Origin of the sequence: Paenibacillus brasilensis (genome assembly GCF_009363115.1) — a bacterium.
GTDB classification, from domain to species: domain Bacteria; phylum Bacillota; class Bacilli; order Paenibacillales; family Paenibacillaceae; genus Paenibacillus; species Paenibacillus brasilensis.
Map to the genome: position 1 here is coordinate 4000615 of NZ_CP045298.1, position 13217 is coordinate 4013831.

General features: G+C 38.7%; 12 protein-coding genes. 10 read left to right on the plus strand and 2 right to left on the minus strand.

Annotated elements, in window-relative coordinates:
- Positions 1-165: 165 nt before the first annotated feature.
- Both GCU48_RS18995 and GCU48_RS19000 read left to right on the plus strand, forming a co-directional pair.
- Positions 166-945, plus strand: coding sequence for a TetR/AcrR family transcriptional regulator (locus GCU48_RS18995; RefSeq protein WP_152381090.1), 780 nt, complete (start codon positions 166-168; stop codon positions 943-945).
- A 57-nt stretch (positions 946-1002) separates the two neighbouring features.
- The gene (locus GCU48_RS19000; RefSeq protein WP_025715957.1) at positions 1003-2166 is read left to right on the plus strand and encodes a glycosyltransferase; all 1164 of its coding nucleotides are present in this window, start codon (positions 1003-1005) and stop codon (positions 2164-2166) included.
- Between the two features lie 42 nt (positions 2167-2208).
- Here GCU48_RS19000 and GCU48_RS19005 read toward each other — a convergent pair whose 3' ends face one another.
- A complete protein-coding gene (locus tag GCU48_RS19005; protein ID WP_152381091.1) occupies positions 2209-3330 on the minus strand; it encodes an IS4 family transposase in 1122 nt (373 codons plus the stop codon).
- 538 nt (positions 3331-3868) lie between these two features.
- The gene (locus GCU48_RS19010; RefSeq protein ID WP_152381092.1) at positions 3869-4282 is read right to left on the minus strand and encodes a MerR family transcriptional regulator; all 414 of its coding nucleotides are present in this window, start codon (positions 4280-4282) and stop codon (positions 3869-3871) included.
- 479 nt (positions 4283-4761) lie between these two features.
- On the opposite strand from GCU48_RS19010, the gene GCU48_RS19015 reads away from it, so the two are divergent.
- From GCU48_RS19015 to GCU48_RS19045, 8 genes are all read left to right on the plus strand, one after another.
- Positions 4762-5706, plus strand: coding sequence for an MBL fold metallo-hydrolase (locus tag GCU48_RS19015; RefSeq protein WP_167518724.1), 945 nt, complete (start codon positions 4762-4764; stop codon positions 5704-5706).
- 52 nt (positions 5707-5758) lie between these two features.
- Positions 5759-6736 (plus strand): aldo/keto reductase, encoded by a 978-nt coding sequence (locus GCU48_RS19020; protein WP_152381094.1) that lies wholly within the window; start codon positions 5759-5761, stop codon positions 6734-6736.
- Between the two features lie 274 nt (positions 6737-7010).
- Positions 7011-7865, plus strand: a complete 855-nt coding sequence (locus GCU48_RS19025) for a tyrosine-type recombinase/integrase (RefSeq protein ID WP_152381095.1) — start codon at positions 7011-7013, stop codon at positions 7863-7865.
- Between the two features lie 740 nt (positions 7866-8605).
- Positions 8606-10003, plus strand: coding sequence for a helix-turn-helix domain-containing protein (locus GCU48_RS19030; protein WP_152381096.1), 1398 nt, complete (start codon positions 8606-8608; stop codon positions 10001-10003).
- Positions 10004-10294: 291 nt separating this feature from the next.
- A complete protein-coding gene (locus tag GCU48_RS29505) occupies positions 10295-10531 on the plus strand; it encodes a hypothetical protein (RefSeq protein WP_167518725.1) in 237 nt (78 codons plus the stop codon).
- Positions 10532-10704: 173 nt separating this feature from the next.
- A complete protein-coding gene (locus GCU48_RS19035) occupies positions 10705-11928 on the plus strand; it encodes a WXG100 family type VII secretion target (protein WP_152381097.1) in 1224 nt (407 codons plus the stop codon).
- Positions 11929-11944: 16 nt separating this feature from the next.
- The gene (locus tag GCU48_RS19040) at positions 11945-12229 is read left to right on the plus strand and encodes a contact-dependent growth inhibition system immunity protein (protein WP_071558868.1); all 285 of its coding nucleotides are present in this window, start codon (positions 11945-11947) and stop codon (positions 12227-12229) included.
- 216 nt (positions 12230-12445) lie between these two features.
- A complete protein-coding gene (locus GCU48_RS19045) occupies positions 12446-13000 on the plus strand; it encodes a stalk domain-containing protein (protein ID WP_152381098.1) in 555 nt (184 codons plus the stop codon).
- Positions 13001-13217 lie beyond the last annotated feature (217 nt).

Sequence of the window (13217 nt, forward strand, 5' to 3'; positions counted from 1 at the left end):
AAGGTTAGATGGGATTACCCATCTAGCCTTTTTAGTGTGTTTAACAGGGGAAATGGTTATATGTAGTAACTCTGGCCCATTGAATAACGAAAAAAAAGCGTTATAATGTGAATGAATAATAAATAACCAATCAGAAAATATTCACAATAAGAGGACGTCATTCATATGAAGAATAACACTAAGGCAAAAATTAAAAAAGTTGCAGAGGAGCTGATTATAAAGAAGGGTTATAGGGATACTACCGTTCAGGATATTGCGACAAGCGCAAAAGTGGCTGTGGGGACAATTTACCGCTATTACAAAAGCAAGGATGACATCCTCATGGACATCGGCCGATTGGATTTGAAGGATGTTTCCTATTCTCAGGACATCCGGCGGAAGGAAATCATAGAGGCTGCTCTTAATGTTTTTGGGACAAAAGGGTACAGTCGTACAAACATTGAGGATATAACCAATGAAATAGGTATGTCCAAAGGAGCTATTTATCAATATTTCAAAAACAAAGAGGAACTGTTTATATCCACGATCAGGGAAACTTCACAGATGCAGCTGCTTTTTAAGCTCACAAAGCTGGAGCAAGAAACGGCAAGTATAGAGGAATTTCTAGTTGAAATTGGAATGGTATTTTTATCTGTGTTCGAAGACCCGCGAAAAATCAAGCTTATGCGGATTATCATTGGAGAAACGCCTAACTTCCCGGAAATAGGGGAACTGTTTTACCATGAAGTCGTCGAAAAAGCCTCCGAGCAGATCGGCAAAATGTTAAAGTCCCATGTATCTAGCGAGATAGATCCTGTCCTTTCGATTAGGCTGTTTATTGGTTCAATTTGGTCGTTTGTGATTTTCCAAGAGATGGTTCCCATGAAAGATAGAAAATATGAGAATGAAGCCATTATTCAACACGCCATACGTGTTTTTCAGCATGGCATCATACCAACAGCATAGCTCTAGCGTCCAGGTATTGATGATTATGTAACTCCAAGCCGATAAGGAGAGAGTATTATGAAAGTTCTAATTTCACCCATGTCAGCTATGGTAGAAACAAAAGGACCTTTTTCAAGAACAACCTTATTAGCAAACGAATGTATCAAAAGAGGCCATGAAGTAGCATTATGCGCGCCAGAAGATGCAAATTATCATAGTATTCATAAAGTGAAAAATTATTATGCGCCTGTTCCTTCACCCTTAGGGACACCTGTATTTATCGGCAAGAGTATGTTTAAAATATTTCAATCATTGGGAATTCAGCCCAAAAAGAAAGCTAACAGCTTTGAAGATGTTTTACATTTTATAGGAGCCATCAATAGACGATATTTTCTAAAAGATGTGTCTTCCATTAGAAAAGCAATTCAAGAATTTAAACCCGACGTTATGTATTCAGAATTTAGAATATCAGCTATTGTCGCCGCCCGGTTGGAAAAAGTGAAAATTGCCACGGGATTCAGTTATCCAGTTCAAAAAAGCTTTGCTTCCAACCCTGAATATAGTAAGGGCGTTAATAAGTACTTGAAAGACAATGGCTTAAATAAAGTGGAATCGGTTTTAGAAATCTTCGATTGGGCAGATGTAAAGATTATTCCGAGTTCTTATGAGTTGGAACCTGTGGGTGGGGAGGATATAGCTTTTGTGGGGCCTCTTTCCGCACCAGAGGGTACAGACGCTAAAACCGAAAAGAATAAAATCATAGCCTATATGGGGAATGGTGTGATTTCTCCAAAGCAGGTTATAAAAGAGTTAACTAAAGCTTTTGAAGGATCTGACTATGAAGTATATATTGCATCCGAGCAAGTAAAACCCTTTGAGAAAAACAACATCATTGTCAACAAAAAATTTGATTTTAGCAAGCTTATGCCGGAAGCCAGAGTTTATATAAATCACGGTGGGCAAAATAGTATTATGACTGGCTTGATCTATGGAGTACCTCAAATCGTATGTCCTGGTGGCGTGTTTGAACGGCGCTACAACGCCTCTTCAGTAGCCAAGTTAAACGCAGGTGTATTGCTTGAAGCACATCATTTCAACTATGAAACAATAAGAAGAATCGTTGATGATTTTAATGAGAATCCCATATTTGCTAGCAGTGCTAATATAGCCGGAGAAAAGTTATTAAGTCTCGGAGGAGTAAGAAATGCCGTTCAGGTTATAGAAAATCTTGTATTGAAATGATTTAAGCTATAACACGCCTGTTGAATAACCAAAATAAGTAACTCAATTCATGAAACAAGAGGTGCACTGAAGAAGAACGCGCTGAATCTGAATCAGCCATTCAACAGGTAAGTTTTGAAGAAGAAATAGACGAGAAAATCGCGCAAAGGAAAGAACGGCATGTCGGGGCCATGAAGTCTGAGCAGCAACAAATAGCCAATTGAGCAGGACATAGACGATTAGAGCACAGAATAATTGCCCATAGACCGCATTTTCAGTCGTACCAAACAGCGTTGGGATATTCAAATGTTGCTTGATCCAACGAAAGAAGACTTCAATCTGCCATCGAGCCTTATAGATCTGTGCGATTTGTTCTGCGGTCACCTGCATTAAATCGGTAACCACCCGAATTTCCCGACCTTCAAAATCCCGAAACATCACCACACGATGACGTTGTGTGGAACGACACTGAGGGGTTCCCAACTGGCAAGTGATATCCCAAATGACGGATGAATCTGGCTTCGTAAGGCGACGTAGCGCATGAGGCTTTTCCAAATGGACGTTGTCGCGAAGCCGAATGACAAACGATTGTCCATGGGTTTTGAAGTGATCCAGACGCTCTAGTTTCCCATAAGCACGATCCATGACCAAAATGTAGTCCGGTTGAGCCAACGCTTCACTCATGGGGCCATCATGCTTGGAGCCCAGCGTTTCGACCACCTGAAGGGGTTGCCCATTTTCTGCTCGTAAAGCGACATGAAGTTTAATACCTGCACGCTCCCCGGGATAAGGAGCCCAAGGCAAACGCGTTTTCCCCACCGTCATCGTGGTTGAATCGATGAGTAATAATTCTTTGGGGAAAGTCAGTTTCCGACGTGCTTCCCGGTTACATTTGCAAACAAGTAGATGGAAAAGTTCCTTAAATACGGAAAACGGGACTTCGGCGGCTTTGGTTGAAAAGCGTGAGTAGTGGACGACAGGCAAGCCACAGAGAGCCGCATAATCTACGCTGGATCGATAGCTACCCCATTGTTCCAACGCAGCCATGCACCAGTATTGGAGTAAATGGTACACCGTAAACTTGCGGGCTTTGTCTTCATAACCTATTAACTTCACAACCCTTTGAACTTCTTCAGGAGTCAGCATGGATTGAAGGATAGATGTAATCGTGATAGAATTTTTCATGAGATCGTCTTCTTTCGGATTCGTTTGGATGGTACCAACGATTCTACAGAAAAGACGATCTTTTTTCTACCATTTTGTGGTTATTCAACAGGCGTGATAAAGAATAAGTGTTTTATGAGCATAAGACCAAGTTTCACGATTGAGCTTCGATAAGGGTGTCGATGCGGCTTATCTCTATAGTGGGGTACCGCCAACAAAACGCGGAAAACGTACACTAAGGAAAAATAAAGCAGCATTGCATGAAAACGCGTACGCTAAGACACTTTGAAATAAATCTGCTTCAAGCTATAAGGTCCCGCCAACATTTATACGAAAATATACGCTAAGCCCCTCAATCCAGTCGAGCTTGGCCCTTGTGTAGCAATGGAACAAAATCATGCAATAAGCTAGCGGACATTAGAAACGATAAAAAATGACCAAAATCGTACGGATTTTTCATTAACAAGAGTATTTTTTAGTTGTATTTTCATCGTTTCTAATTTCAGAATGTCCGCTAATATTTATTGCGAAAAAAAGTTCCATTGCTACACAGACCCCATTATCTAGTATTTACCATGTTTTCTTTCGTAAGTTCTTGGTATAGGGCAAGCTTCTCTTTGGTGAGGGAAATAATGAACTCAAGTTCCTGCCGCTTGGCTTCCAGTTCCACCAGATGCTTCTCAAGAATTTCAATCCGGTTGTGTAAGGTAGGAGTAAAATTAGCAAGATCTTCCCCTTGTTGAATTTTATCCAGCACACAGCCGTCACGAGTAAATTCCGTAATCTCCTCAAGCGATAAGCCCAATTTTTTTAATCGATTCAAACATTGTATATACGAAACCTCACTTTCGGTATAGATACGTGCCCCTCCATTTCTTCGATTTGCTTCATATAACACCCCAATCTTTTCATAATAACGAATCGTATAAGGAGTTAGCCCTGTTCTTTCTGACACTTGGCTTATAGTAAGCATTGTTTTATGTCACTCCTTTTTTCTAAACCAATATTGAAAACTATTATACATCTTATAGTTAACTCGAAGTCAATATTTATATTCACCTCTGACTTCATCCTAAAAATTTTATTGACTTCGAGTCGACTCTAACTTGTAAATTAAAGTTGTTAGTTAATACGTGAACAAAAATATAGGAGAGGACAAATAAGAATGGAAATTGCCCTTGAAATCCTTTATGAGAAAGACAACTACAATTTGTATACAGTCTCCATTTTAACAAGTTATTGCGTTGTCTCTTCTATTCCAAAAGGAATGATTTTCAATTTTTCTCCTAGCAATTTTTGCTGAATTTGTTCTTAGCCTTTTATCATTAGTTAGCGCAACCTTTCGGAATTCCAGTTTTAATTATGTTCATGGCAGTCATTATTAACAAAATTGCTTCTTCGCCGTTATAAATGCGAACACCTATCAATACTGTTCTAAGGAGGCATAAAACAATGAACAACGAATATTTCACGATTCAACAAACAGCGGAAGGTATCTGGGGTGCCATTTCGGTTCCAGGTAGCGGTTCTCTAGGGAATGCAGCAATTATTGATCTTGGAGATTTGACCGTTGTGGTAGATACAACCAACCTCCCACATTCTGGTGCTTTCTTACGCCAAACGGCTGAACAATTAACAAACAAACCGGTTAAATATGTAGTGAATACACATTTTCATGGAGATCATGTTAACGGCAATCAGGAATTTATGAAAAGCGAATTTATATCTACCGTTTGGACAAGAGATTTGCTATCTGATATGGGCGAAGTGAATATTGATCTCATGCAACAAAACACTCAGAAGTTAATAAATAGCCTAATTCAAGTACGTTCACAACAAAGAGGTCCGCACATGCTTACCGAAATCGACTATGATCTTTCCGTGCAGAAAACCCTGTATGATGCTATCCCTTCCCTTCGAAGGGTGATACCCACGATAACTTTTGACGATAAACTAGTTATTAAAGGAACAAAGCGCACTATCGAAGTTTTATCCTACGGAGGCGGCCATTCTTTAAGCGATGCCGTTGTGTACGTTCCTGAAGAACGAACCTTGATTACTGGTGATTTAATAACCAACAAGACGATTCCGGTCATGCCACACGGTAATCCATACGCTTGGATACGCATCCTTCGGCGCATTCAAAAAGACCTCAAAGTAGATACTGTCATTCCGGGGCATGGAGATGTGTCCACTCCAGATAGAATTCCAGATGTCATTCGCTTTCTGGAAGAAATAATCAGTTATGTGTCTAGAGCTGCAACGAGCGGGAAATCAGAGTCTTACTGGTTGGATCAAGGCGTATTAAAAGACTATGAAGATTGGCATCTACCCCAATATTTCAGATGGAACTTTCGCTGGCTCTTCAATAGTATGCTTATTCAAAATAATAGATGAGATACAACAAGTACCACTCGTTTGCAAATGAAATATAGAAAAGAGGGTAAGTATGGAATATGTGAAGCTCGGCCGTACTGGTCTGGATGTATCCCCTATCGTACTTGGTTGCATGAGCTATGGCATTCCCGAGCGTGGAAACCATACATGGGTAATTGAGGAGACACATAGTCGCTCTTTTATTAAAAAAGCTCTGGATTTAGGCATTAATTTCTTTGACACAGCTAATATATATTCTGACGGAACGAGTGAAGAGATTTTAGGAAGAGCATTAAAAGACTTTGCAAAGAGGGATGAAGTCGTGATCGCAACCAAAGTAGGCAATCCCGTTCATACTGGACCCAATGGGCGCGGGTTGTCGCGAAAAGCAATCATGACTGAGATCGATAAAAGCTTGAAAAGACTCAACACCGACTATGTAGATCTCTATCAAATCCATAGATGGGATAGCACCACGCCGATCGAGGTAACGATGGAGGCTCTTCACGATGTTGTCAAAGCTGGAAAAGCCCGATATATTGGAGCTTCCTCCATGTATGCCTGGCAATTCCAAAGGGCGAATCACGTCGCCCAAATAAATGGTTGGACGCGATTTGTATCGATGCAGAATTACTTAAACTTACTGTATCGGGAAGAAGAACGTGAAATGCTGTCTCTATGTCAAGCAGATGGAGTGGCTGTCATACCATGGAGTCCTCTGGCTCGTGGACGATTGACTCGGAAATGGAACGAAATAAGTGAACGCTCACAGAAGGATTTCTTATTTAAAACTTTATCCTCAGCTATGGAGGAATCAGATAAAAAAGTCGTTGAAATAGTCGGTGAGATTGCAACAGAACACAACGTTCCCCCTGCTCAAATCGCACTGGCTTGGGTTATGCAGAAATCAGCCGTAACTGCTCCAATCATAGGTGTAACAAAGCTCCATCATCTTGATGATGCGGTTAAAGCGTTGGCAATCAATCTTACGCCTGAAGAAGTCGCACGTCTTGAAGCGCCTTATGTTCCTCATCCTGTGCTCGTAATCTGAGAGGAATCAAGGTCATTACATCGTAGCTCTTCTCTTCGCCTCATTCAGAGGTGGAAGGGGAGGGCTGTTGGAGTGTAGCTAATCTTTTAGCTACAATTATCGATATGTTCCTCAAAAATTTGAATACAATCCGATAACCAATTCCCATATTCGTGAAAGACCGTTTTTTTAGATTGAATCAAATACAACACAATATAAATTATGTTGCAAAGTGAATGGGATAACAGTATAATTAGAATATACAATGCAACATAATTGTATGGGAGTGGTGGAGATGATCCAAGCTTTTGAGGAATACTTACGTCAGGAAGAAAAAAGTCTGAATACAATTAAAAGTTACATACTTAATGTAAATGGGTTTATGAAATGGTTTGATGAGAGTAAGGGAATGGAGTTCAAGAAGCTGCATAGAGAGAATGTGAAGGATTACATAAGTTACCTTAAAACAGTGAAGAAGCTTGCTCTTGTTTCCATCAATGCTAAGATCAGCGCACTCATCAAATTTAACGATTACCTGATTGAATCAGGAGTGCAGACAGAAGTTGCGATTAATAAAAAGGATATGTTAAAGATTCAACGTCAATATGCTTCACTGGCTACTGTTGGACTTGCTGACGTTGAGAAGTTCAGACAATTGGTACTGGAACATGAATCGAAACGCAACTATGCTATCGTTTCATTACTGGCCTACTGTGGACTACGGATTAGTGAATCTCTTAATATCCGTATGACTGATTTCAATCTAACCTCAAGAGAATTAATTGTATCTGAAGGTAAAGGAAAGAAGACTAGAACTGTGTTTATGGGAGACAAGGCGAGGACAGCTATACAGAGTTGGATTAAAGAATGCTCAGACAAAGGCATTACAAGTAATTATCTGTTCCCAAGTAACAGAGGAGGCAAGTTAGACAGAACCGTGATCAATAAGCTTTTCAATAAATACTCAGCTATTGTAGGAAAGGAAATAACTCCACACGATCTGAGACATTTCTTCTGCTCTTATGCACTAGAAAATGATATGCCAGTCCATGAAGTGGCAAATCAAGCAGGGCACAGTAGCATTCATACCACACTCTTATACGCTAATCCTACAAAACAAAAGATGATAGAGAAAATGAACAGACTCTAAATTATATATGTGTACACTACGTACACACTCACAAACCTAGTGCGCTAGGTTTCTTTTTGTTAATAACCAAATATTATAATTTAATTAAAGTGGGGGGGATAGTTTACACCCAAAACGCCTATTTAATTTCCAAATAATGCTGTAGCACATCCATCTACACCGTATACTTATTTTATAAGCGAACGATTCAGCATTCGATAATTGTAACGACATTGTTTACATCACGCTATTGCTACATATAAGTAACCCATTCGATACCGATAAGGAAAATTTTCCGGAACAGGGGGGATAGTAAAAATCAATTGACCACTCAACTTTCACAAATATGGGCATAGCACATCAATTCCCCGACTCAGTCAAATTTTTGACTCGATACCATCCCGAATATCATGAAGGTTGCTTATATGCTATACATCCGATCTAAGCTCAATTCATAGATAAAATGCAAGGGAATACGAACATTACTATTCAATCTGGTAACTTTGTATTAGTTGAGTTGTATTCTGATTTTCCCAATAAATTATACATAAGCAGAATGATGATACCTTTAATCATAAAATCATTGCAATTCTATCCCATAAGGTATCTAAAGTACATATATGAAAAGTATATGAATTTATGCCAAAAGATGGTATGATATGAGCAATAAAACAAATATATTCTCCTACTTGTTTCACAATTACATAACTTTTTTAACTATGCATTATATAACGATTTCACGCTGAAAAGGTGTTTTATTCATGAAAATCACACCTACGATTCGGACAGAAATTGAAAAGTATCTAAAACAGAAGGGCTTGAGTATGACCGAGTTTGGGCATATCATTGGTTTGAATGTAGGTACAATTAGCGGGATCGTAACAGGTAATCGTTCTTTATCTATTAATCAACTGGATCGTATTACTATAGGCATGAATTTACCAGCGGATTATTTTTATGAGCGATTCGTTGAAGAGTGCATTATAGAGGTACCGCTTAATTGGCGAAGAGTTAAACCTTTCTTGCACCGATGTATTGAGTTAGGGCGGCTTGATTGCTTACAGCATGCTGTAAGTATGTTTCTGGATGATCCGATCTACAGTCCTTCGCTCTTTAAACTAGCCGAGGACTTGTTCCACAAAGGATATCGGGATACAGCAGCTTACCTTTATGAAAACGTGGCTGAGAGTGAAAGAAAGCAGCACTCAGAGAGATTAGCAATTTGCCAGTATCGATTGTTTACGATTCGTGTTGGAGATGATCAAGAGAAAAATTATAATGCAGCCGTTCAATTCGAGCCTTACATTGAGCGCCTAGATGAAATAGACCAGCTTGACGCGTTGAAGGACTTGGCTAACGTATACAGGTCTTTGCGTAAATGGGACAAGGTAGAGGAAATGGCAAGAAAAATGAAGGAGAAGGCGAAAGTTCAATATTTGATGAAACATCAACAGAAGAAGCGAGAGTGTGGCGAGTCTAAAAAGAAGCTAAGTCGTTCCTTGTTTGTGTACATCACCTATGCTGACCTGTTGTGTGCAAGTGTCTGTGAAGCCCAAGGCGATTATCAACAAGCATTACAGTTTACATACGCCTACTCCAATTTAGATTGGGTTAGAGAGACCGATGAGGATACCAAACACTGGATCGGTTTGTTTAAACACTGGTCACAAGCTAATATACTTGCATGTAGGCTTTTATCTGGTGATGTGAGTGTGATACATGATTATTTTGAATATATTAGTACATCATCAGATACAACAGAAGAAGATCGGGTTGTACAACTTTTGAATGTTTTAATAGCAGCTAACCAGCATCAGGTGAATGTGGATTATATACTTCAACGATTTGAAACGGAGATAGATTCTATTACCCGACAGCAAGCATCTGCTGATATGTACACTTATCAAGTGGTACCAGGACAAACAACGCTTTTTGAATATGAAGTAGCTAAATATTACTTAAATAGGGGTAGATATTCATATGGCTTTAAGTACCTGCTAGACGTTTTAGCTAAATCATTAGCTATTAATAAAGAAGACTTCTTCATAAGATGCATAAAATTATTTGAGCAATTTAAAGAATTTGCAGACATTCAAGCTCATGCAAAGTACGAAATTTTAGTTACTAAAGGGAAAAAATATAATTTTTTTTATTATTGATCGTCTAGGTTAGTTTTTTTGTTTGCCTTAACTATGCCTACTTATCCGAACAGCCATAATGAGGGAATCCAAATTTTTGCAACACATGGAGGAGCTTAGACGTAAATCAAAATTTAAATGAAAAAGGCTTTGAAATAATACACTCCTAAAACGGCTCTAATTATGAACCAACAGGTCATCACGGGGAATCTGAGAATAAAATGCTCTCAGGTTCAAGATCACAGTAGACCCTAGAAAATCAACTATTATCAAGAGGTTAGATGGTTATTCCGTCTAGCCTTTTTGTTATGTATGGAGTTGGAGAGGATTTATAGGATTGAACATGGAGGAGATAGGGGAAATCAGTATGTATCAAAAGAGGCAAAGTCAAATAATTTTACTTTGGCAAAAACGCAGGAGGATATTGCTCAGGAACTTGGTATCACGAAACAGCAGTTACACAACTACAAAAAACTCCTGACTCTTATTCCTGAATTGCAGGATATGGTTGAGGATCAAAATTGGAAAGCAAGGACTGCTACACCCTAACTTAGGCATCATCTAACAGCGATATACACTACTTTAGTCGTAGTAATCTCTGTTTTATTTCAGTTCAAATGTCACATCAATTTAAAAGGGAATATCAGGATAATAGATGGATGTCCCTAATTCACCCCTTCTGATAAGATTATTTCCATCAAAATTAAAGTGGGCGTGGTAGAATGGGGAGAATTTTAGTTCCACCTGACAAGCTGATGCAAGTGGCTGAACAGTTCTTGCACGGTAAACACAAAATGGAACGTATGCTGAATTTTTTGAGCGGGCGAATTGATTTTGTGCAACAAGGCTGGTCGGGGGCCACCCGAGAGAGATTTTTTCAGGAATTTCAGGTTTCTCGACAATCCATGAGTGTGACGATTGAACGACTATCGACAGTAGCACAGGAACTTATTTTTATCTCAAAAAACTTTACACAGGTGGATGGGGAAAAAGTGGTACTGGATGTGCCGGGAAATGGTGTACCTATTAAAACGGCATCCAGCGGTGAAGGTTGGTTACATAAAATCTTTGAACAGATCGGCAAAGCTGAGATAACAAAGGCTGAAGCCAAGATGGAAGCTAGCAAACTTCAAGGAGAAATTTTTTGGGATACTGTTCAGGGAGCAAAAGGAGCCATTCAGGAAGATTTAACCTTGGGGATGCTACCCGATAAAGACCGTGACTATGATCATCCCATGGCAGCAAAAGTAGGTGAAATTCTCGGTCACGTAGCTACGACATTGCAGGGGGCTGGTGAGGTAATCGTTGGAACAGGTGGTGAAGGATTATCAGTTGCTGTTTCAACTACGGGAGTTGGTAGTATAATCGGAATACCTGGAGTAATTGGCTCAGCGGCTTTAGCGGCACATGGAGGTACAACCGCAGTTAAAAGTGCAAGTGGAATAGGGAAGAGTTCTGCGGAACTGTGGCAGATGGCGAAAGGGGAAGGGAATTCTAAGACCGAAATCTTAAAAAATAAAGCCAATGATATACGTAAAAACGTAAATAATAATATATTAGATGAAATGGAGTCTAATGGCGGGCATCTGCTTCAAAAGCACGTTGGCAAGACAAATGAAGAATTAATAAAACGTGCCTCCCAAGAAGGAGTTCCTTCTACAACATTTTCAGATAAAAGTACAGCTCTCAAATCCACGCAAGAGAATATCAGAAGAAATGCTGATAAGATTGCAGAATGGATAGAGAACCCTAATTCTAGAGGATATCTCATAACAAAAGCGGATCACGAGTTTTCTATTGGGCGAGGCGTAGACGTAAAGAATGGAGGAAACTCATCTTCAAAGCATGTAACAAATGACTTATCAAAGTCCCAACTGTATTTAGTAAAAGATTCCTCTATGGCTACCGGTTATAGAATTATTACGGGTTATCCTGTATTTAAATAAAAGAGGAGAGTAATATATGAAACAAGAAGTGAGTTATGAAAATTTGAAATATTTTATAGAGAGTTACTTTAATTGGAGTATGGATTTCGCTGATTTAGAGAACTTAATTGAGGAGTTCAAAAGTAGGGAGTTACCCGCTTATGTTGAAGGTCTGACTCAGGAGATCGAAGAAATAAATGAACTAAAGACTTGGGATAGTGTACAAGAATTTGTTTATTTATATGGACAAAGAAATTTGAACATTAAAAAGATTGAGCGCATGATTGAGTTGTTACTGACAAAATTACACGGAGATAAATAAAAATTATCTTAGAGCGATAGGATAAAAATGCGAAAATCAGCTCACTCCTAAAAAGGGATGAGCTTTTTTTATAATTATCCAATCTGAATAAAGGGGGATGGTATTTGCATACACCTTGCTTCAAACGAAGGTGCATCAAAATTAACTCACCATGATCCACTATCAATCTTGAGTTATGTCAGTACCTATATCAAGGAAGGATTAGGAGGGAGAAATATGAGAAAAGTAGTTATGGTTTTATTGTCTTTTTCTTTGTTTTTTGTTTTTGGAGTAAGTATACAAGCAGTAGGTGTTAGTGATTCAATAGCCAAAAAAGCGGATCATGCTTACAACTCAAATCTAAAAAACACTGCTTTAACAATCTCGTATAAGCAAAAAGGGAAACAGTTTGATTATAAATCCCGATATATACCTCTAAAAGATTTGTTTAGTAGTTATGTGGATTCAGTTTCATGGGATGCTAAGAAAAAGGTAGCGCTTGTAGAAAATCAAGGTAAAGTGTTTGTTTTGAATGTCTCGGGGAAAGAAATAACTCCTTCAAGTAACCAGATAGTTGCACCAATAGAATGGACACGAATTTCAAAGGGGAGTGTTGAAATAAAAGCATCAGTTATCGCTTATGTTTTTGATAGATACGGTGACAGTTATAAAGATAAAGAAAGAGAAGCTTGGAGAGAAAAACTTAATTTTTTAGGTATAAAAGAAACGGATGGTTTGCCTGGTATAAGAGATGGTTATCTTCATGTTTCCCTAGCATACAATGATAAATAATATTTAATTAGGTGTAGTCAACTTCATGACCACACCTTTTTTGGATATTTGTGGAGTATTCGTCCTCCAGTTATATACATCATTAATTGTACATACAGTTTCGTTACAATTTTATCAAATAAATTTCACCTGAAAGACAGCTGTTTGACAGTTTTGAACTCTGGTATTCAAGCTAAGGGCCGGCATGTAGGAAGTTAGCACGTTTGTATAAATAGTA

Bases quoted from the DNA above. Each gene is read 5' to 3' on its own strand.
- GCU48_RS18995 (WP_152381090.1), top strand. From the start codon at position 166: ATGAAGAATAACACTAAGGCAAAAATTAAAAAAGTTGCAGAGGAGCTG.
- GCU48_RS19015 (WP_167518724.1), top strand. From the start codon at position 4,762: ATGAACAACGAATATTTCACGATTCAACAAACAGCGGAAGGTATCTGG.
- GCU48_RS19005 (WP_152381091.1), bottom strand. From the start codon at position 3,330: ATGAAAAATTCTATCACGATTACATCTATCCTTCAATCCATGCTGACT.
- GCU48_RS19040 (WP_071558868.1), top strand. From the start codon at position 11,945: ATGAAACAAGAAGTGAGTTATGAAAATTTGAAATATTTTATAGAGAGT.
- GCU48_RS29505 (WP_167518725.1), top strand. From the start codon at position 10,295: ATGGAGTTGGAGAGGATTTATAGGATTGAACATGGAGGAGATAGGGGA.
- GCU48_RS19010 (WP_152381092.1), bottom strand. From the start codon at position 4,282: ATGCTTACTATAAGCCAAGTGTCAGAAAGAACAGGGCTAACTCCTTAT.
- GCU48_RS19020 (WP_152381094.1), top strand. From the start codon at position 5,759: ATGGAATATGTGAAGCTCGGCCGTACTGGTCTGGATGTATCCCCTATC.
- GCU48_RS19025 (WP_152381095.1), top strand. From the start codon at position 7,011: ATGATCCAAGCTTTTGAGGAATACTTACGTCAGGAAGAAAAAAGTCTG.
- GCU48_RS19000 (WP_025715957.1), top strand. From the start codon at position 1,003: ATGAAAGTTCTAATTTCACCCATGTCAGCTATGGTAGAAACAAAAGGA.
- GCU48_RS19030 (WP_152381096.1), top strand. From the start codon at position 8,606: ATGAAAATCACACCTACGATTCGGACAGAAATTGAAAAGTATCTAAAA.
- GCU48_RS19045 (WP_152381098.1), top strand. From the start codon at position 12,446: ATGAGAAAAGTAGTTATGGTTTTATTGTCTTTTTCTTTGTTTTTTGTT.
- GCU48_RS19035 (WP_152381097.1), top strand. From the start codon at position 10,705: ATGGGGAGAATTTTAGTTCCACCTGACAAGCTGATGCAAGTGGCTGAA.